Origin of the sequence: Pantoea sp. Seng (assembly GCF_009829935.1) — a bacterium.
Taxonomy (GTDB): domain Bacteria; phylum Pseudomonadota; class Gammaproteobacteria; order Enterobacterales; family Enterobacteriaceae; genus Pantoea; species Pantoea communis.
This window is the reverse complement of sequence record NZ_SZZV01000006.1, coordinates 200,987-220,329: the sequence shown is the minus strand read 5'-3', so window position 1 is coordinate 220,329 and position 19,343 is coordinate 200,987. Positions and strand designations below refer to the sequence as shown.

18 protein-coding genes are annotated in these 19,343 nt (G+C 53.9%); 8 read left to right on the top strand and 10 right to left on the bottom strand.

All coding sequences use genetic code 11. The annotated features are described in order from the left end of the window. Positions 1-130: 130 nt before the first annotated feature. Genes FD737_RS08370 through FD737_RS08355 form a run of 4 tightly spaced genes read right to left on the bottom strand, consistent with a single transcriptional unit; the run spans position 131 to position 4,613 of the window. Positions 131-1,300: a dihydrodipicolinate synthase family protein gene (locus FD737_RS08370; protein ID WP_160833242.1), complete on the bottom strand. Its 1,170-nt coding sequence runs from the start codon at positions 1,298-1,300 to the stop codon at positions 131-133. 16 nt (positions 1,301-1,316) lie between these two features. Then, positions 1,317-2,558, bottom strand: a complete 1,242-nt coding sequence (locus tag FD737_RS08365; protein ID WP_160833241.1) for an MFS transporter — start codon at positions 2,556-2,558, stop codon at positions 1,317-1,319. Positions 2,559-2,617: 59 nt separating this feature from the next. Then, positions 2,618-3,451, bottom strand: a complete 834-nt coding sequence (locus FD737_RS08360; protein ID WP_160833240.1) for a sugar phosphate isomerase/epimerase — start codon at positions 3,449-3,451, stop codon at positions 2,618-2,620. A gap of 10 nt (positions 3,452-3,461) precedes the next feature. Continuing rightward, a complete protein-coding gene (locus tag FD737_RS08355; protein WP_034827454.1) occupies positions 3,462-4,613 on the bottom strand; it encodes a Gfo/Idh/MocA family protein in 1,152 nt (383 codons plus the stop codon). A gap of 247 nt (positions 4,614-4,860) precedes the next feature. On the opposite strand from FD737_RS08355, the gene FD737_RS08350 reads away from it, so the two are divergent. Next, entirely contained in the window at positions 4,861-5,496 is a 636-nt protein-coding gene (locus FD737_RS08350; RefSeq protein WP_237448763.1) for a TetR/AcrR family transcriptional regulator, read from the top strand. A gap of 4 nt (positions 5,497-5,500) precedes the next feature. Here the strand turns inward: FD737_RS08350 and FD737_RS08345 are convergent, their stop codons facing one another. The 5 genes from FD737_RS08345 to FD737_RS08325 all read right to left on the bottom strand — a co-directional run bounded on the left by FD737_RS08345 (position 5,501) and on the right by FD737_RS08325 (position 10,299). Further along, positions 5,501-6,271, bottom strand: a complete 771-nt coding sequence (locus FD737_RS08345) for a 3-hydroxybutyrate dehydrogenase (RefSeq protein WP_160833238.1) — start codon at positions 6,269-6,271, stop codon at positions 5,501-5,503. Positions 6,272-6,285: 14 nt separating this feature from the next. After that, the gene (locus FD737_RS08340) at positions 6,286-7,677 is read right to left on the bottom strand and encodes a GntP family permease (RefSeq protein ID WP_097117778.1); all 1,392 of its coding nucleotides are present in this window, start codon (positions 7,675-7,677) and stop codon (positions 6,286-6,288) included. A 66-nt stretch (positions 7,678-7,743) separates the two neighbouring features. Next, positions 7,744-8,928 carry an acetyl-CoA C-acetyltransferase gene (locus FD737_RS08335; RefSeq protein WP_160833237.1) on the bottom strand — a complete coding sequence of 395 codons (1,185 nt, stop codon included), beginning with the start codon at positions 8,926-8,928 and terminating at the stop codon, positions 7,744-7,746. After that, positions 8,925-9,593, bottom strand: a complete 669-nt coding sequence (locus FD737_RS08330; RefSeq protein WP_097117776.1) for a CoA transferase subunit B — start codon at positions 9,591-9,593, stop codon at positions 8,925-8,927. The genes FD737_RS08335 and FD737_RS08330 overlap by 4 nt, the downstream gene beginning before the upstream one ends. Then, complete coding sequence (locus FD737_RS08325) at positions 9,580-10,299, bottom strand: CoA transferase subunit A (RefSeq protein ID WP_034822730.1); 720 nt, start codon at positions 10,297-10,299, stop codon at positions 9,580-9,582. Before FD737_RS08325 ends, FD737_RS08330 begins: the two co-directional genes overlap by 14 nt. 145 nt (positions 10,300-10,444) lie before the next feature. On the opposite strand from FD737_RS08325, the gene FD737_RS08320 reads away from it, so the two are divergent. The 7 genes from FD737_RS08320 to FD737_RS08290 all read left to right on the top strand — a co-directional run bounded on the left by FD737_RS08320 (position 10,445) and on the right by FD737_RS08290 (position 18,594). Next, a complete protein-coding gene (locus FD737_RS08320; RefSeq protein WP_097117774.1) occupies positions 10,445-11,344 on the top strand; it encodes a LysR family transcriptional regulator in 900 nt (299 codons plus the stop codon). 648 nt (positions 11,345-11,992) lie between these two features. After that, a complete protein-coding gene (locus FD737_RS23865; protein ID WP_237448762.1) occupies positions 11,993-12,691 on the top strand; it encodes a LuxR family transcriptional regulator in 699 nt (232 codons plus the stop codon). Positions 12,692-12,709: 18 nt separating this feature from the next. Then, positions 12,710-13,252, top strand: coding sequence for a fimbrial protein (locus tag FD737_RS08310; RefSeq protein ID WP_097117773.1), 543 nt, complete (start codon positions 12,710-12,712; stop codon positions 13,250-13,252). A 60-nt stretch (positions 13,253-13,312) separates the two neighbouring features. Beyond that, entirely contained in the window at positions 13,313-14,050 is a 738-nt protein-coding gene (locus tag FD737_RS08305; protein ID WP_160833236.1) for a fimbria/pilus periplasmic chaperone, read from the top strand. Continuing rightward, entirely contained in the window at positions 14,022-16,586 is a 2,565-nt protein-coding gene (locus FD737_RS08300) for a fimbrial outer membrane usher protein (RefSeq protein WP_370523034.1), read from the top strand. The genes FD737_RS08305 and FD737_RS08300 overlap by 29 nt, the downstream gene beginning before the upstream one ends. Positions 16,587-16,622: 36 nt before the next feature. Beyond that, positions 16,623-17,909, top strand: a complete 1,287-nt coding sequence (stbD, locus tag FD737_RS08295; RefSeq protein ID WP_202404502.1) for a fimbrial usher protein StbD — start codon at positions 16,623-16,625, stop codon at positions 17,907-17,909. Then, positions 17,875-18,594 (top strand): fimbrial assembly chaperone, encoded by a 720-nt coding sequence (locus FD737_RS08290; protein WP_160833234.1) that lies wholly within the window; start codon positions 17,875-17,877, stop codon positions 18,592-18,594. The genes stbD and FD737_RS08290 overlap by 35 nt, the downstream gene beginning before the upstream one ends. Before the next feature lie 244 nt (positions 18,595-18,838). On the opposite strand, the gene FD737_RS08285 is transcribed toward FD737_RS08290, so the two are convergent. Further along, entirely contained in the window at positions 18,839-19,306 is a 468-nt protein-coding gene (locus FD737_RS08285; protein ID WP_160833233.1) for a DUF1203 domain-containing protein, read from the bottom strand. Positions 19,307-19,343: the final 37 nt, after the last annotated feature.

Below are 19,343 nucleotides of genomic sequence, written 5' to 3'. Positions count from 1 at the left end.
AGATTATTCGATAGCCGCTGCTATCAAGCCCGCCAATGGCGGGCTTTTTTTCGCTCTAACCGAGTGAGTCTTCTTTTCCGTCAGAAATCCGGACGGCTTAAATAGCCTCTAATCGCGTTAGGTCGAAAGGCTAAATACCGTGCATTTTCGCCAGTAGCCACATGCGTTCAGCAGCCACATCCGCGTTATTCAGCAAACCAGCCTCATCCGCCAGTCTGAACGCTTCAGAGTAGTGCGTCAGACTGCGCGCACTCTGCATGCCGCCAAGCAAGGTGAAATGCTTCTGATGGCCATTCAACCAGGCCAGGAACACGATGCCCGCCTTGTAATACTGCGTGGGTGCCGAGAACAAATGGCGTGCCAGCGGCACTGTCGGTGCCAGTATGCGTTCAAAGCTGGCGCGATCGCCCTGCGCCAATGCATGCAGTGCGCTGGTGGCGGCCGGTGCAATGCCGTCGAGGATACCCAGAAGCGCGTGCGAGAAACCTTGCTCATCCCCGGCGATCAGTTCGGGATAGTTAAAGTCATCGCCGGTATACATTTTAACGGAAGCCGGCAGCAGGCGCCGCATCTCAATTTCACGATCTTTATCCAGCAAGGAGATTTTTATCCCCTCCACTTTTTCCTGATTTACGCGAATCACCGCAAGGCAAACCTCCATCGCACTGTGAATCGTCGCGCCGCCCCAGTAACCGCGTAGTGCGGGATCAAACATGTCCCCCAGCCAGTGCAAAATAACCGGCTCACGCACCTGGCGCAGAAGCGTGCTGTAAACGGTGATGTAATCCTCTGGCCCTTTAGCAATGGCGGCGAGCGCGCGACTAGCCATTAAGATAATACGGCCGCCACAGGCTTCGATTGCTGAGATTTGCTGCTCATACGCGGCAATCACATCCTGCAAGGTCAGTTGGGAAAAGTCCGTCAGATGATCGGTGCCAGCCCCGCTGGCGACCCGTGCCCCCGGATACGCTTTCGCTTGCTCAACGCTGCGTTTTATAAGCTCCAGCGCGGTTGGCCAATCCAGCCCCATGCCGCGTTGCGCGGTATCCATGGCTTCCGCGATGCCCAATCCCAGCGACATTAAATGATCGCGATATTCCAGCGTGCTGTCCCAGTCAATCGCCATATCGCTATGTGGATTTTGCATGCGCTGCGGGTCGGCAACCACATGCGCAGCGGCATACACGTCACGGTTAAATAGCGGTTTCGCCGGTACGCTCCAGTGGCGCTCACCCTGCATGATGTAGCTGTAGGGCTGACCGTTGCGATCCAGTAAACGCACTTTATTGCTCACAGACATGGTTCTGTTCCTTATTTCAGTGTTTTGCCAGATGCCCGGACGGCATCACATTCTGCGAACTGTTGTGGCTTCCGATAGGCAGGCGACGCACCCCCAGCAACACCAGGCTGCTGCAGATAATGACGCAGGCGGCCACCAGCCAGACCGGTTGCAGGGTGTAATGCTGCGCGTAGTAACCCGCCACAATTGGCGAGATGCCGCCCGCCGCCATTCCCATATTCATCACAAAGCCGATGGCGGAACCGCGCAGAGAAGGCGGCACCAGTTCAGCAGTGAGCGAGAGAACAATGGGTGTAATCGGATAGCCAAGGAAACCGAGGATCAGCACCAGCACAATCACCAACGGCACCGAAAGATTGAATGCCATGGCGGCCATCACCAGCCCGCTGATAAAAGTAATGGTCATCAGAATGGTGCGACGACGTTTGAAATCGCCCTTATCGCAGTAGCGCCCCAACACAAAACCGCCCAGCGCTCCAGTAATGCCGAGCAGACTGGCGATGGTGCCTGCAGTGCCAATCGACAGATTTTTTACCTGCATCAAATAGCTCGGTGCCCACAGCAGCACAATCCACCAGCCTGCCAGCAGCACGAAATAGAACGCAGCCATCAGCAACACCGGCGCATGGCGGAACAAGATTTTTAATGGCACTTTTTCCGCTGCCTGGCGTGCAATCAACTCGGCAGGTTTACGATCATTTTTCACCAGCACCAGATACAACAGCGCCACCAGCATGCCCATCGCGCCCGCCACGTAGAACACCACGCGCCAGCCAAAGATCGGACCGAGCATGGCGCCCATCCATGTACCGAGGAATCCGCCAATCGGATACCCCATCCAATAGAGTGACATCACGGTGGTGCGCTGTTTTTCGCTGGTCACGTTGGCCACTTCGAGCGAGGCGGCAGGCCAGAAGATGCCCTCACCGATGCCCGTCATCACGCGGTAAAAAATCAGGCTGGTCATGCTGCCGGCGACACCCGTTAACAGTGTCGCCAGTGAAAACATCATCAGGCCGAGAATCAATACCGGTTTGCCGCTTAACTTGTCGGCGATAATGCCGGAAATGAACAGAAAGACGATGAAGCCAAAAAAGAAGGAGGAGAGCAGAATGCCACTCTCCGCTTTACCGAGACCAAACTCTCCAGCGATCAGCCCGATGGCTGATGACACCGTCATGCGATCCACCGAGTACATCATGTAGCCAAGGCCGCACAGCACGGTGACCAGAATCATTTTGCGGGTATCTGTATTCATCTTTTCCTCGACAATGTCTGTGACCGACGAAAACAGCTTTTCAGCTCTGTCAGATACGGTTAACCGTGCGCCAGATGGCGAGCCTTGCAGGTCTTAAGCACCTCATCTGGATCCTGAGTCCACCAGTTCAGGCGGGAGAAAATTTCCACTTCATGTAATCCGCGATAACCCTGGGCTTCTACCGCTTCCCGCATGGCGCGGATATCGATAACGCCATCGCCCATCATGCCGCGATCCTCCAGCAGGTCCCGCGTAGGCGTGAGCCAGTCGCAGATATGAAACGCCAGCAGCCGTTTCAGACCCGCACGGGCGATTTCCTGATAAAACTCAGCATCCCACCAGGTGTGATAGACATCGACGGCAATCCCCAGTCCGTCGTCGCCCAGCTCATCGCAGAGGTCGTTAGCCTGTTTCAGCGTGTTGATGCAGGCACGATCCGCCGCGTACATGGGATGCAGCGGTTCAATCGCCAGCGGCATGCCGCCCGCGCGGGCGTACTCCAGCAGAGCGCTGAGTCCATCACGCACTTGCTGTCGCGCCCCCGGCAGATCTTTCGAACCTGGCGGCAAACCGCCGACCACCAGCACAAGGCACTCTGCGCCCAATTCCAGCGCTTCATCCACCGCTCGCTGGTTGTCGGCCAGGGTCGCCTGGCGTGCTTGCTGATCAACGCCGGGAAACATGCCGCCCCGGCAGTAGCCACTCACCCGCAGATCGTGATGACGAATCAGCCGCACCGCTTCTGCTAAACCGATGTTTGCTACCTGATCGCGCCACGGCGAGATGCCGCGAATCTCATGGCGCGCACAACCTTCAATGATTTGGCGTAAATCCCACTGCTGGCGCACGGTCGCCGTGTTGAGCGAAAGCTGTTCGGAATGGGGACGACTCATGTTCGGCTCCTTAGCGTTCCAGCGATGGCACATCAACCCAGCGACGCTCTTTCCAGCTTTTCAATGCCAGATCGACCAGTTGCAGACCTTTGGCTCCTTCCAACAGATCCCAGCGATATTCCCCTTCGCCCCATACGTGGCGTAAAAACAGCTCCCACTGCACTTTGAATGCATTGTCGTAGACCTGGGTATCCGGCACGCTGGCCCAGTCATCGAAGAAGTTATGGGTTTGACGGATATCCGGATTCCAGACCGGCTTTGGCGTATTGACGCTAGCCTGCGTAAAGCAATCGCTAAGGCCAGCCACCGCTGAACCGTTGACACCATCCACCTGGAATGTCACCAGATCATCGCGGCGCACGCGCACGCACCATGAACTGTTGATCTGAACAATCGCGCCGTTGTGCAGTTCGAAGGTGGCGTACACCGCGTCATCCGCCGTGGCGTCATAAGGTTGCTGCTGTTCATCCCAGCGCTGTGGAATGTGGGTTGCGCCGATGCAGCTCAGGCTTTTGATTTCACCGAACAGGTTGTCGATGACGTAGCGCCAGTGGCAAATCATGTCGAGGATAATGCCGCCGCCATCTTCGCTGCGGTAGTTCCAGGATGGACGTTGGGCCGGTTGGCGATCGCCTTCAAATACCCAGTAGCCAAATTCACCGCGCACCGATAACACGCGACCAAAGAAGCCGGATTCATTTAGCAAACGCAGCTTTTGCAAACCCGGCAGCCACAACTTGTCCTGCACCACGCCGTGACACACGCCTTTTTCTTGTGCGAAATGGTATAGATCCAGCGCATCATCCAGCCCCATCGCTACCGGCTTTTCCGAATAAACGTGTTTCCCCTTGCTGATGGCTTTCTTCAGCAAAGCCGGACGTGCCTGGGTGGTGGCTGCATCAAAAAAGATGATGTCATGCGGATTATTCAGTGCTTCATCAATGTTGGTTCCCCAACGTTCGATACCAAATTCCCGCGCCAGCGCAGCCATTTTTTCCGCGTTGCGGCCAATCAGAATCGGATCGGGCATCAATCGGTCGCCATTGGCCAGCGCCACACCGCCCTGCTGCCGAATCTGCACAATCGAACGGATGAGATGTTGATTTTTACCCATTCGCCCGGTCACGCCGTGCATGATGATGCCCACTGGAATCTGCGCCATGTATTCACCTCAAAGTCGTTTGTGATGGAAGTAACACGTTCAACATCTATTTCAACGCTCCGCCGTTCGCTGATTCATAATCAATCAACTAACTGGTTGATGACGTCACTATAATGGGCAGAAAGAGACCTGACTTTGATCGAATTCACATAACCAACTAGTTAGTTGAAAATCTTTTGCCCTTGTTTTATGCGCAAAAAGAGGCACTATAATGCTCAGTAAAACAGTGATATGTGGGGATTCTGCTTTGGTTGATCGTGTTGCGAGTAACATTGAGGATGTCACGGATAAGCAGGTGCGGATACTGATGGCCGCGTGCGCAGAGTTCGCTGAGAAAGGATTCGACGGTGCACGTGTTGATAGCATCGCCGAACGCGCTCATGCCAATAAGCAACTGATTTACTACTACTTCACTAACAAAGACATTCTGTTTACCCGCGTGCTGGAAGAAGCCTATCGTGACATTCGCGAGCAGGAAGCAGCCTTAAAGCTCGATCACCTCCCCGCCGATCAGGCAATTTTGCAGCTGGTGGAGTTTACCTGGCACTATTACCTGAAAAACCCCGAGTTCATTCGCCTGCTCAACAGTGAAAATCAGCTCAAGGCGCGGCATCTCAAAGATTCTGACATCACCGTGCAGATTAATCAGAGCTGGAGCAGTATCACCCAGCAATTGCTGCAACGAGGACGCGCCGAAGGAAACGTGCGCGAGGATATCGATGTGATGCAACTCAACATCAATATCTCCGCGCTGGGCTTTTTCTATCTGATCAATCAGTCAACGCTGTCGATTATCTATCAGCAGGATCTCAGTGCCAAAGCGGCGCTGGATGAGCGCCTGCGCGTGATGAAAGAGTGTATTGCCGCGTGGATAAAGCCGTGATGCATTACTGCGCCAGCCAGCCGCCATCCATGTTCCAGGCCGCGCCGCGCACCTGCGCACCGCCCTCACTGCACAGAAACAGCACCAATGCTCCCAACTGCTCAGGTGTAACAAAAGCCTGAGCAGGTTGTTTTTCTGACAATAACGCCAGGCGCGCGGTTTCGGCATCCTCGCCGGCTGCAATGCGTTTATCGATCTGCTGCTGCACCAGCGGCGTTAGCACCCAGCCCGGACAGATGGCGTTGCAGGTGATCGGTGATTGCGCGTTCTCCAGCGCAATCACTTTTGTCAGCCCTACCACCCCATGCTTCGCAGCGACATAGGCGGCTTTCTCTTTCGATGCCACCAGCCCATGCACGGAGCCGATATTAATGATGCGCCCCCAGTGACGTGCCTGCATGCCGGGTAAAACGGCGCGACTGGTGTGAAACACCGAAGAGAGATTGATGGCAATAATCGCATCCCACTTCTCTACCGGGAAAGATTCCACCGGCGCGGTGTACTGAATACCGGCATTATTTACCAGAATATCTACCGCACCATAGTGCGCTTCCGCCCACTCAATCATCGCGGCAATTTGTTGCGAATCGGACATGTCTGCCGCGTGATAGTCCACTGTTGCCCCGGTGGCAGCGATAACCGCTTTTGCGTGTTCCACTTCGCCAAAACCGTTGAGTATTACCGTGGCGCCTGCCAGTGCCAGTTGCTCCGCGATACCTAATCCGATACCGCTGGTAGACCCGGTCACCAGTGCCACTTTTCCCGTTAATTGCATCGATTCATCCTCCTTCAGACAATGCCGGTGAGGTAAAACACCCCAATCACAAACAGCACGGCCAGACTTTTGATAATGGTGATGGCGAAGATGCCACCATACGCTTCTTTATGCGTTAACCCGGTGATCGCCAGCAAGGTGATCACCGCGCCATTGTGAGGCAGTGTGTCCATCCCGCCGCTGGCCATCGCCGCCACGCGGTGCAGCACTTCCATCGGAATCCCCGTGGCCTGCGCCGCCTGCACGAAGTGTTCTGCCATCGCTGCCAGCGCAATACTCATCCCGCCCGATGCCGAACCGGTGATCCCCGCCAGCACGGTAATACTGATCGCTTCATTGAGCAGCGGGTTGGGAATCGCCTGCAGCACGCCAGACAGCACGACAAAACCCGGCAACGCAGCGATTACCGCACCAAAACCGTACTCGGAGGCGGTATTCATCGCCGCCAGTAACGCACCGGCGACCGCCGTACGACTGCCTTCTGCCAGACGACCGCGAATGTTGCGCCAGCCAAAAATCAGCACCACCAGAATGCCGCTGAGCAGCGCCGCCTGTACTGCCCAAATCGCGGTGGTTTTCTTAATATCGGTGAGAATCGGCGTGGGATTTCCCGGTAGCGTGACGCTGCTCTGCGCGCCGTACCATGACGGGATCCACCAGGTGAAGCAGAGATTGAGCACCCCGACCAGAATCAGCGGCAGAATGGCGATCAGCGGATGCGGCAAGCGAACATCTTCTGCTGTTTCTGGCTCATTCTTCAGGTTAGTGCCATAGGGTTCCTGGTTGGCCTGTGCCCGACGGCGTTGCCGATCCAGCCACAGTAAGCCCACCACAATAATGAAGAGTGAACCGATCAACCCCAACCATGGCGCAGCCCAGGCGTTAGTGCCGAAGAAACTGCCGGGAATGATGTTCTGGATTTGTGGCGTGCCGGGCAGTGCATCCATGGTGAAGGAGAACGCACCCAGAGCCACCGTTGCCGGAATCAAGCGCTTAGGGATATTGCTCTGACGAAACAGTTCTGCGGCAAACGGATAAACAGCAAAGGCCACTACAAATAGCGACACACCGCCGTACGTCAGCAGTGCGCACACCAGTACAATCACCGGGATGGCATGGCGACGCCCCAGCAGCGCAATGGCCGCCGTGACAATCGAGCGTGAGAAGCCGGATAGCTCAATCAACTTGCCAAAGATGGCACCCAGCAGAAACACCGGGAAGTAGAGCTTCACAAAGCCCACCATCTTTTCCATAAACAGACCGCTGAACACCGGCGCGACCGCAGCCGGTTCGGTTAACAGCACCGCTAACAGCGCGGCAATCGGGGCGAACAAAATTACGCTATAGCCGCGATAGGCGGCTAACATCAGCAACCCAAGCGCAGCGAGGGCAATAACGACACTCATGTTGCTTCCTTATTATTTTGTAGGGTTGAAGGTAAAGACATTGCCAAAAATTTGAATCGGTCCGCCTCAATCCGGGCGTTCAACCGCCAGGGCGACGCCCATACCGCCGCCAACACACAGCGTTGCCAGACCGCGCTTTCGCTCACGCTGCTGCAAGGCATGAATGAGCGTCACCAGAATGCGGCAGCCGGAGGCACCAATCGGATGACCCAGCGCAATGGCACCGCCGTTGACATTGATCCGTTCCGGCTGCCAGTTAAGCGCTTTGCCTACCGCCAGAGCCTGCGCGGCAAAGGCTTCGTTAGCTTCGATTAAGTCCACTTGATCCAGCTCCCAACCAGCCTGTTTCAGGGCTTTATTGGTGGCAGCCACCGGGCCGATACCCATCACCGCAGGATCCACACCGGCCATGCCGCTTCCGGTCAATCGCGCCAGCACCGGCAGCCCTAGAGCAGCGGCGCGTGATGCTGACATCAACAGCACGGCGGCCGCGCCATCATTCAGGCTGGAAGCATTACCTGCGGTCACGCTGCCGTCCTTTTTAAAGGCGGGATGCAAACGCGCCAGCCGCTCTGCTGAACTGTCCGCGCGTGGCTGTTCATCTTCACCGATCACCAATGTCTCGCCTTTAGCCTGCGCCACCGTGACGGGCGTGATTTCTGCACGGAAGGCGCCCTGCTGCTGTGCCGTCACCGCTTTCTGTTGGGATTGCAAGGCAAAGGCATCCTGATCGGCACGGCTAATGTGGTATTCGTCGGCCAGATTCTCGGCAGTGATCCCCATGTGGTAGTCGTTAAACGCATCCCACAGACCATCGTGGATCACGCTGTCCATCAGTTGACTGTGCCCCAAACGACAGCCGCTACGCGCATCCGGCAGCAAATAAGGGGATTGGCTCATACTCTCCTGACCGCCCGCGATAATGATCTCGGCGGCACCGCTTTGAATGGCTTGTGCGGCCTGAATCACCGCTTTCAGCCCTGAGCCACACACCATGTTCAGCGTGCTGGCTGGCACGCTGTAAGGCACGCCCGCCGCCACGGCCGCCTGGCGTGCAGGGTTTTGCCCGCATCCGGCGGTGAGTACCTGCCCCATAATGACCTCATCGATTAGCGCGGGATCGAGCGCGGTTTGTTTCAGCAGTGTGGCAATCACCTGCTGGCCCAGTTCTGCAGCAGTAAGAGACGCCAGCGCACCGTGAAAACGGCCGATGGGCGTGCGGGTGGCTGCCACAATCACACATTCGTTCATGATGCCTCCTTTGAAAAATGCATTTCACGGACATCATCGGCGATGCGTAATTGCCCGGCCGTCTTTGCACGGATCTCATCCAGCGTGACGCCCGGCGCATACTCACGCAGCACAAAAGCGCCCTCTTCAATCTCCAGCCAGCCGAGTTCAGTAATCACTTTACGAATACAGCCGACGCCGGTAAGCGGCAAAGTGCATTCGGACAGCAGTTTTGATTCGCCATGCTTTGATGCGTGCGTCATCATCACGATGATGTTTTCCGCACCCGCCACCAAATCCATCGCGCCGCCCATCCCCTTGACCATTTTTCCGGGGATCATCCACGATGCGATGTTGCCGCTAACGTCCACTTCCAGCGCGCCCAGCACGGTAAGATCAACATGGCCGCCGCGGATCATGGCGAAAGACTGTGCCGAATCGAAGATTGCCGCACCCTTTCTTGCGGTCACCGTCTGTTTGCCGGCATTGATCATGTCGGCATCCAGTTCGGCTTCGGTGGGAAACGCCCCCATGCCCAACAAACCGTTTTCCGACTGCATCATCACATCCATGCCCTCAGGTACGTAGTTGGCCACCAGCGTCGGCATGCCAATGCCAAGATTGACGTAATCGCCATCGCGTAGCTCCTGCGCCACGCGCTGCGCCATCTGTTCACGCGTGAGCATGTGCGCCTCCTTCACTCAGGGTGCGTTTCTCAATGCGTTTCTCGAAGTTGCCCTGTATCAGGCGATCGACATAAATGCCCGGCGTATGAATAGCTGCTGGATCCAGTTCACCTGGCGCCACAATCTCTTCAACTTCAACAACGGTGACACGGGCAGCCATCGCCATCAGTGGGTTAAAATTCTGCGCAGTGTGGCGATAGATCACATTGCCGTACCAGTCCGCTTTCCAGCCTTTGACGATGGCGAAGTCACCGCGGATCGCTTGTTCCAGAATGTAGTGGCGCCCATCGAATTCTCTGACTTCTTTACCTTCTGCCACGGGCGTGCCATAGCCGGTGGCCGTATAAAATGCGGGTATACCCGCGCCGCCTGCGCGCACTTTTTCCGCCAGCGTCCCCTGCGGCGTGAGAATCACTTCCAGCTCACCGCTGAGCATCTGCTGCTCGAACAGCGCGTTCTCACCGACGTAAGAGGCGATCATGGTTTTGATCTGCCGATTCTCCAGCAGCAGCCCGAGGCCAAAGCCATCCACGCCGCAGTTATTCGAGACCACGGTCAGCCCCTTAATGCCCTGCTGACGAATTTCGGCGATGAGATTTTCTGGAATGCCGCACAGGCCAAATCCCCCCGCCAGCAGCGTCATGTCGTCTTGCAATCCAGCCAGCGCCTGCTGATAACTGGTGACGCGTTTGTCTAATCCTGCCATTGCTGTATATCTCCTCAGCTCACCGAATAAAGCCATCCTCGCGTCACAAAAATGATTTGTTAATTTTGTTTTTATTGGCCTTTCATTTACTTTTCTTATTAATATTCTGTTAATCGTTGTTTTACATAAAGTTAACAAAAGCAAAATGAAAATGACTATCAAGCAGTTACGCGCGTTCTTAGCGGTCGCTCACACTTTGAGTTTTGCCCAGGCCAGCGAACGTCTGGCGATTTCGCAACCGGCGCTGAGCCTGGCGATCAGCGGATTAGAAGAAGCGTTGGGCGGACCGTTGTTTATGCGCACCACCCGCCACGTATCACTGACGCCGGAAGGTGAGATCTTTTTTCCCATGGCACGACGGCTGCTGGCGGATTGGGAAAATGCCGAAGAGGCGATGCATCTGCGTTTTACGCTGCAACTGGGGAAAGTGTCGATTGCCGCCATGCCCTCTTTTGCTGGCAACCTGCTGCCTGCGGTGCTGAAGGCTTTTCGCCAGCGCTATCCCGGCGTCAATATCGCGGTGCATGACGTGATCAATGAAACGGTGCTGGAGATGGTGCAGGAGGGACGCGTGGAGATGGGTGTCGCCTTTGAACCCGAACTGGCCGATGCGCTGCACTTCACCCCGCTGGGTAGCGACCGCTTTGTTGCCGTGGTGCCCGCTGATAGCCCGTTAGCGGAGAAGCCACAGCTGAGCTGGCGAGAACTGCTGCATCTGGATTTCATTACCTTGCAGCGTCCTTCGGCGGTGCGTCTGCTGCTTGAGCAGTCACTGGCACAGGCAGGAAGAAGACTCGACGTCGCTTACGAAAGTCATCAATTGGTCACCGTGGGCAAAATGGTCGCCAGCGGTTTGGGAGCCAGCGCGGTGCCTGCTCTTTGTATTCAGCAGATGCGAGAACTCGGCGCGGTATGCGTGCCGCTGGTCTCACCACAGATTGAGCGGCGAGTGGGCATTTTGCGATTGAAACAGCACCAGCTCTCGCACGCTGCTGCCGCTTTGGCGCAAACCATGAGTGACGAATGTCGCTGGCCCGACTCATAATTCAGCGTTAATTCACAACGTAACCTCAACCAGACAATATTTGTCGCCTGGTCTTCCTAAATGCACAGTCTTTTTTTATCAATTAAATAAACACCAGACATTAACAATTGATTTAGCCAAATAAAATATTTCGTAGATAAATCATAGCCAGTAAGCTGAACCCTCATCCGCTTTGATTAATTGTACTAATCAAAGCGGTCACAAGATTGCTAATGATATGTAAAAATCTTCTCCGCGCGGACATTTTAAGATCAAATCCACCCTGCATTAGGTGTAAGAATAATCCTAAGAGAGATAAATATCCCCTTCCGTAAGGTGAACTTCATTACTCAATTACCTCGCCGCATCACAACCCACAGACCAGAGGCAGTTTTCATTACATCAAATAAAAATTAAAAATCCTGGAATCTCACTTTTCACACCAAAGATAATCAGGCTCAACACTGACGAACATTCAATTATTTAGCAATTAATGCTATCTAAATTTTGATCCCAAAAGCCGATTTTCACCATTAATCCTGGGGGATTTAGAAAGTTCTTAACTCTATAGGGGTATGAAACGATGACGATCATGCCAAGTTGAGAAAAGACAATGGAATTTTAAAAATCACCATCCCGTACAACCTAAGACTTTTCTGAGGGTAAGAAATGACTAATTTTCTTAACTCGTTGAATAAAAACAATTATCCTGCCAGGATATCCGCAGCTCTTACAGGAGCGGATGAGTTTGTTATGAAAAATACCACACGAGAGGACTTACGCTGTGCCAGTTGCAAATATGGCTGCCAGCTGACGAACCGAAACAACGATATTCTTAATCGCTGTCCAATACAAAAAATTGCGATTTGGCCGGGGAACAATCATTTCCTGATTAAAGGTGTACTTTCATTAGTCGCTGGTCGCTATGAAAGTGTGTTTTGCCGGGGATGTATATTCGTTGATTTTTCGCGAGAAAACTTACGTTATCTCACCAATAAAAACTGGATTGATTATCTGAAATCCACCGGGCTGACCATCGTTTTGGTCTCCGATCGACCGCTGGCCGCTCTGGCTGCACACTGGATAAAGAGTGAGGGAATCCACTCCGTTATTTATTGTGAAGACCGGTTAGAGGATATCAAGAAGGTGATTAACAGTACCTATTATGGTTTAAAAGGAGGCGCAACAAGGAGAGTTAATGCACTGTCGAATGAGGAAGTAACCTTTCTGGATTTAGCCTTAAAAGGGAATTCACTTTCTGCCATTTCGATAGCAATGAACCATGAGATGAAAAAAATTTACAACATTAAAGATTCGATTCGACGAAAGACCGGTACCAGCCTTAATCAGCTGATCTCGGGTCACTAAGTAAAAGGATTACACGAAATGACGCAAACACATAAAACACTGCTTTCACTGGTTATCACCGGTGCCCTTTTCTCGGCCTCTGCCGTTGCAGCGTCCGATAACACCATTAATTTCCAGGGTGAAGTGGCTGATGAAACCTGTTCCATCTCGGTGAATGGCAATGCTGCCTCACCGGTGGTGCTGATGCCAACTGTGAGTAAATCCGATCTGGCTGCCAGCGGTGATGTCGCCGGTCAAACCGCCTTTACCGTAGGTTTGACCGGTTGTACCGGCAACTCAGCTTCTTCAACAAAAATTTCAACGGTGTTTGTCGGCAACAACGTGACGGCCAATGGCAACCTGGCGAATACCGGCACCGCAAAAAATGTTGAGGTCCAACTGGTGGACAGTAAAGACGCGGTGATTAACCTGACAGGCGGCTATACCGGTGATGGCGACCTGACGCTTGCCGCCGATGAGACCGAATCCTCGGCCACTTATAAAGCACAATATTATGCCAATGGTGTCGCCGCTGCCGGAACCGTGGCTGCTTCATTACAATACGCTGTGACTTACCAGTAATAATTAATCAGCGTACGTTCGGATATCCGGGCGTGCGCTGCATGCCATGAGATTGTCTGTATGTATTTACGCAATGCCCTGGGCGCGTTATTTATCAGCGTGATGTCAGCCTCGGCAGCAGCAAGCGTCACGCTGCTGGGCAGTCGGATCATTTACCCGGCACCGGTCAGCTCCATCAATATTCAATTTAAAAACGACGATAGCATTCCCTATGTTATTCAGACCTGGTTTGATGAGGGTGGTATGGATGCCAAACCACAGCAGATTAATCGCGTGCCCTTTATCACTACGCCGCCGGTATTTCGTATTCAGCCGAAATCAGGGCAGGTCGCGCGTATTGTCGTCAGCCAGCCAGACAAACTGCCTCAGGATCGAGAGTCCGTTTACTGGTTTAACATGCTGCAAATTCCGCCCGCATCACAGGCTGCCGCCGATAAGAATGCCATGACGGTCATGCTGCGCAATCGGGTGAAATTGTTTTATCGCCCGGCGGCAATAGGCAAACCGGGCAATATTTTATCGGGTATTAAAGTCCGCACTCTAATCGATCCCCAAAAAGGCAGCGGATTACAGATCGATAATGCGCAGCCCTGGCATGCTTCATTCGTCGCTATTTCCCTGCGTATCGCGGGAAAAAATTATGCGTGTGAACCTGTAATGGTTGCCCCGTTCTCCGTGCATACCTGCTGGTTCAATCATACCAAACAACGCTTACAGGGTGTAGGCAGCGTCAAACTCGACGCGATTAACGATCAGGGAGCCAGAATAAGTGAAAATTACCCCATCAACTCCCAATGAATTGAAATTCCCCTTATTCTTTCTGACCGTTTCATTCTATTTCTCAACAGCCGTGCACAGTGAAGAATATTATTTCGATCCGTCGCTGTTTAAAGGCTCAGCCTTCGGTCAGAACATCGCGCAATTCAACCAAAGCGAGTTGCCCGCGGGGCATTATCTGGTCGATGTTTATGTCAATAATGGCCTCGTGTCATCCAGCGTGAAGCTGGAATTTTTGCCCCCGGCACAAGGAAAAGAGGCCGAGCCATGCTTGCCCTTTTCGCTGGTGAAAATGTTGCCGTTAAAAAAGGTTCCAGCACAGCCAATCGATCGCGAGTGCGCCCCGCTTGTTGACTGGACGCCACAAGGGAGCTGGGCTTTTGATGCCGCCGCGTTACGCCTGAATATCACGCTGCCCCTGTCAGCGCTTAAGCGCACGCCGCGTGGTTATATTCCGCCCGAACAGTGGGATGGCGGGATGACCGCGTTATTCCTGCGCCACAACACCAATTACACCTGGACGGAAAACAGCGCGGCCGCCTACCGCTATCAATATCTGTGGAGCGGGATCACCGCAGGCACCAATGTCGCCAACTGGCAGCTGCGTCATCAGGGCAATCTTCGCTATCTCAGCAGCAGTGTGGGTGGTAGCAGCTATCGCTACAACAAGGTACGAACCTGGGTGCAACGGCCACTGACGTCGATCAATAGCCAGCTTTCCCTTGGCGATAGCTACACAGACAGCTCGCTATTTGGCAGCCTGCCGTTTAATGGCGTAAAACTCGCCACTGACGAACGTATGTGGCCGCAAGGCAGACGCGGTTATGCCCCTGAAATTCGAGGCATCGCCTTATCTAATGCCCGTGTGATTGTGAAACAGTTGAACAAGGTCATCTATGAAACCGTGGTGCCGCCTGGCCCGTTTATCATTGATGATCTGAACAACACCCGCAGTCAGGGAGATTTTGAAGTAGAGGTGATTGAAGCCAACGGTAAAATCGCTACCTTCACGGTGCCCTACTCCTCGGTTCCTGATTCGGTTCGTCCGGGCAATTGGCATTACTCGCTGGCGCTGGGCCGTGTGCGCCAATATTACGCTGTGAATAACGCTTTTTTTGAGGGCGTGATGCAGCGCGGCGTCAGTAATAGTTTGACGGCAACCGTCGGTTCACGGCTGGCGGAAGATTACCAGGCGTGGCTTCTGGGAGGTGTCTGGGCAACCGGAATCGGTGCGATGGGTCTGAACACCACATTTTCCCAGGCTAAGGCCGAAAATGACCAGCGCACCTCCGGCTGGCGTGCCGAGTTGAGTTATAGCAAGACCTTTCAGACCGGCACCAACCTGGTCCTGGCCGCTTATCGATATTCGACTCGTGGATTTCGCGACCTTCAGGATGTTTTAGGGGTTCGACGCCAGCATCAAGCGGACATCAACTACTACTCAGACTCGCTCAACCAGCGTAATCGCTTATCGGCGACACTCAGCCAGTCAATGGATGCGTATGGCCTGGTCAGTTTAAGCGCCAGCACCGCCGATTATTACAACAACCAGTCACGCATCACCCAGTTGCAGTTCGGCTATAGCAACAGCTGGCGCAATATCAGTTACGGTATCAATGTGGCGCGTCAACGCACCTGGTGGAATACCCAGCAATTTAACCTGAGCGTCAACGATAACCTCGACAGCAGCCGCCAGCAGCGATACAGCGAAAATACCCTTTCAGTGAATATTTCAGTACCGCTTAACTGGGGTGCGGGTCTTTCATCTGTGGCCTACAACTACAACCAGTCAAAACAGAGCCAGTCTTCGATGGCGACACTAACAGGTTCGGCAGGCGAACAGCGCGATTTCTCCTATTCGCTCTACGGAGGAACTGAGCATTACCGCAATGGCGTCAAAGGAGAAGCGAGCTCCTTTGGGGGCAACCTGCAGCAAAACACCCGTTTTGGCGCAGTCCGCGCCAACTACGGCCAGGGAGATCACTATCGCCAGGTCGGTTTAGGCACGTCTGGCACTTTACTGCTGCATCGTGGCGGTCTCACTGCGGGGCCTTACACCAGCGATACGTTCGCGTTGATCCATGCCGAGGGCGCCCAAGGTGCAGCGGTGCAAAACGGACAAGGAGCCGTCATTGACTACAACGGATATGCGCTGCTGCCCTCGCTCACCCCTTATCGTGAAAACACGGTCAGCCTCGATACGTTGCACATGCGCGCCGATGCTGAGTTAAACGGCGGAAGCCAGCGTGTGGTTCCTTATGCCGGTGCCGTGAGTCAGGTGAGTTTTGCCACCTTACGCGGCACCGCGGTATTGATTTCACTGAATACCACAGAGGGGATGGCACCGCCGATGGGCGCCGAAGTGCGTGATGCCTCCAACACCGTGATTGGCGTTGTCGGTCAGGGAAGCCAGCTTTACGCACGCGTTCCGCATGACTCCGGCAGTTTGCAAATCAGCTGGGATGGCAAAACCCAACGCTGCGCCGTCAATTATCAAATCACCGGAAAGACGCAACAGGCGCTTATCCTCCTCAATGGTATTTGCAGGACGCTATAACTCGTGAAAATTAAATATCTCCTCGTAGTGCTGCTGATGCTGCCGCTGACGTTATGGGCAAACTGCATCAAAGTCACCAGCACCTCATCGCTTTCAGCCGCCGCTCTGGCAGCCGGCTATACCGCATCGTCCTGGACGGGTGCCTGTGATACCTGTTCAGGCAACCTGGGTTTGCCATCGGTGATCAGCATCAACAGCGGTACATCCTTTCAGCCCGCAGGATCGTTGCTGGCCAGTTCAGTCGGTTCGTTTCTCACCTCCGCCAGCAACACCGCTTACAGCCCGAATCAGATTCTCTACCGCTGTGCAGTAGCGGATGCGGGCAGTTTGTTTGAGATGTACGCCACCAACGGTGACAGCGCCTATGCTGGCATGTATGCCAGCAGCGAGGTTAGCGGCGCTTATTACGATGTGGCGAAAAACGTGGCAGTGCGCATGACCAATCTGACCACCGGTGAGTATTACAGCCGCTACTGGAAGTCACGCCAGTTTACCGCCGACAGTTGGTACTCTGACGGCACCTACCTTTATATTCCGGCCAGCGCGTTTAGCAACGTGTTGTACGAAATGTTCAAAATCAGTTCAACCAGCTATTACGCCAATGGCGATAACCGCTACAGCGATCTTTGGACGCAGCCGCGCGGCTATATTGCTTTTAAAGGCCCAGGTCTGGACACCAACAGTCTGGCGGTAGGTCAGGACAGCGCCAGCTATTGGTACGGGTTTTACGGCAACTGGCCCGCCGCCTGGAGTACGTATCGCAACGTGACCTATGTGCGGGGCGCGTTGTGTGAAGTCCAGAACTACCCATCTGTGGTGCTGCTGCCAACCATCAGCGTGAACGCGCTCAAAGCAGGCGGTAGCAGTCAGGTACCGTTTTCGATCTCGCTGCAGTGCGAATCGGGCGCGCGGTCCAGCACCAGCACATCCACCAGCACTGCCGCCAATGTCGCGATGGGCTTGCTGGTGAATCAGCCCAATGCAGTGTCACAAGCGACACAGTTAGGTTTGACCACCAGCGGCGGCGGATTGACCTGGCTGCTGGATAATCAATATGGCAGCAGCGGCGTGGCCTCGGGTGTGGGCATCAAAATTTATAACGCCAGTGGTTCTGCCATTAACTTATTGCCTAACCTCGCCAGCACCGGCACCGGGAATGCGCGCGGCTGGTATGCCTATACGGATCTCACCTCGCTGGTCTCTTCCGGTAGCAGCAATATTTACAGCGGTGATTTTTTGGCTTCGCTCGAAGCCATAAGTGGACAAACAGTAACAGCAGGGACAGTCAATGCGCAGTTGCAAGTGGTGGTCAGTTTTCAGTAACACATTGGCATTGAGCAGCCTGTTATTCGCTGCTCACGCCATGGCCGTGGTGAATGTGGATAGAACACGCATCATTTTTAATGCCGGTGAGAGCAGCCAGGCGCTAAATATAAAGAACGGTGCGGATACCCCCTCCGTGGTACAGATCTGGAGCGATGACGGTGATTTGATGCAGTCCCCGGAATTGAGCAGTGCACCCATTTTTACCATGCCGCCGATGATGAAACTCGCACCTGATGAGCAGCGTGCAATTCGTCTGGTGCTCACTTCACGCCAGTCGCTGCCGGAGGATCGTGAGAGCCTTTACTGGCTGAATATTTATCAGATTCCCGCGCTGAGCAGGCAAACAGGCAGCGCCGAACAAAAAGTCATGTTGCCGTTGCGATTGCGGCTTAAGGTTTTTATCCGACCGGCGGCGCTGGGCGTGCCTCAGCCTGAAGATGTGCAGAAGCTGCGTTTTATCGTGCACGAACGCCAGCTAACACTAAAGAATCCAACGGCGTGGTATATGAGCTTAAGATTACAGATTGCCAATAAGCTTAAAGTGGATGATGTGCTGGTGGCGCCGTTTGGTTCGTTCACCCTCCCATTAACGCGACCGGTTCAGGTGGGTGAGAGCGTGATTTATGAGGTGTTTGACGACAACGGTAACCCGGTGGGATATCAGAGCCATACCGATACATAAGTTAGATTGCCGCGCCGTGATGGCGCGGTAATCTGGTGTCATTCACGAAGCGTTTTTGTAAGGATCGCGAACCTGAGCCACCGCCAGTGCGCCGAATAGCAATATTACCGATACTGCTAACAGTGCCCACATAAAGCCGCCTGACATCTGTTTAAATCAACCATCTGTTGCGAGACTCACCATGCAAGCGACACATACTCGCCACCTCGCCACCCTCAAAATATCTTACAAACGTGAGTTAGCCCTAATGCCTATTAATCGCCGCCAAATAGCAGCCAAATCGCGCACTATGGGCGTGGATATACACAGTTTCAGGGCGCTGTAGCAGATCTAAAACTGTTTGCTCCACTTCATCACCCGTCGCCAGCTCTGCCGCAATAATGCAGTGCTCAAGATTAAAGGCTCGCAGTGAGAGTTGACGCTTAGCGAGGTATTCCGGGATCTCGTTGTAGAAGATGCCGGACTGCATACAACCTTCATGAATGAAAATTGCGTGTTTCCCCTGGTATGGTGATTTCGCGGGTTGATAGGTGTGATTAAGCAAGATTGCATAAGCTCCTGGTGGAACATCCTTCAAGCCAATGCGGTCTGGCAAAGCCGAGGCTTGGCTGGCTAACACTCGGCGTGCGTTGTACTGTGCCAGGTACTCATCATCCTTTCCGTATAAATGTGCAAAATCGCTGCTATTCAATCCGCTAATAATGTAATGCATACTGCCTCCTGCTAATAACATGGGTTCATCAGCAGTA

What these genes read in the sequence shown, in the direction of transcription:
- stbD (WP_202404502.1), top strand. Translation starts at nt 16,623, where the DNA reads ATGCTGCCGCTGACGTTATGGGCAAACTGCATCAAAGTCACCAGCACC.
- FD737_RS08340 (WP_097117778.1), bottom strand. Translation starts at nt 7,677, where the DNA reads ATGAGTGTCGTTATTGCCCTCGCTGCGCTTGGGTTGCTGATGTTAGCC.
- FD737_RS08320 (WP_097117774.1), top strand. Translation starts at nt 10,445, where the DNA reads ATGAAAATGACTATCAAGCAGTTACGCGCGTTCTTAGCGGTCGCTCAC.
- FD737_RS08370 (WP_160833242.1), bottom strand. Translation starts at nt 1,300, where the DNA reads ATGTCTGTGAGCAATAAAGTGCGTTTACTGGATCGCAACGGTCAGCCC.
- FD737_RS08310 (WP_097117773.1), top strand. Translation starts at nt 12,710, where the DNA reads ATGACGCAAACACATAAAACACTGCTTTCACTGGTTATCACCGGTGCC.
- FD737_RS08325 (WP_034822730.1), bottom strand. Translation starts at nt 10,299, where the DNA reads ATGGCAGGATTAGACAAACGCGTCACCAGTTATCAGCAGGCGCTGGCT.
- FD737_RS08360 (WP_160833240.1), bottom strand. Translation starts at nt 3,451, where the DNA reads ATGAGTCGTCCCCATTCCGAACAGCTTTCGCTCAACACGGCGACCGTG.
- FD737_RS08355 (WP_034827454.1), bottom strand. Translation starts at nt 4,613, where the DNA reads ATGGCGCAGATTCCAGTGGGCATCATCATGCACGGCGTGACCGGGCGA.
- FD737_RS08305 (WP_160833236.1), top strand. Translation starts at nt 13,313, where the DNA reads ATGTATTTACGCAATGCCCTGGGCGCGTTATTTATCAGCGTGATGTCA.
- FD737_RS08345 (WP_160833238.1), bottom strand. Translation starts at nt 6,271, where the DNA reads ATGCAATTAACGGGAAAAGTGGCACTGGTGACCGGGTCTACCAGCGGT.
- FD737_RS08285 (WP_160833233.1), bottom strand. Translation starts at nt 19,306, where the DNA reads ATGCATTACATTATTAGCGGATTGAATAGCAGCGATTTTGCACATTTA.
- FD737_RS08335 (WP_160833237.1), bottom strand. Translation starts at nt 8,928, where the DNA reads ATGAACGAATGTGTGATTGTGGCAGCCACCCGCACGCCCATCGGCCGT.
- FD737_RS08365 (WP_160833241.1), bottom strand. Translation starts at nt 2,558, where the DNA reads ATGAATACAGATACCCGCAAAATGATTCTGGTCACCGTGCTGTGCGGC.
- FD737_RS08330 (WP_097117776.1), bottom strand. Translation starts at nt 9,593, where the DNA reads ATGCTCACGCGTGAACAGATGGCGCAGCGCGTGGCGCAGGAGCTACGC.
- FD737_RS08290 (WP_160833234.1), top strand. Translation starts at nt 17,875, where the DNA reads ATGCGCAGTTGCAAGTGGTGGTCAGTTTTCAGTAACACATTGGCATTG.
- FD737_RS23865 (WP_237448762.1), top strand. Translation starts at nt 11,993, where the DNA reads ATGACTAATTTTCTTAACTCGTTGAATAAAAACAATTATCCTGCCAGG.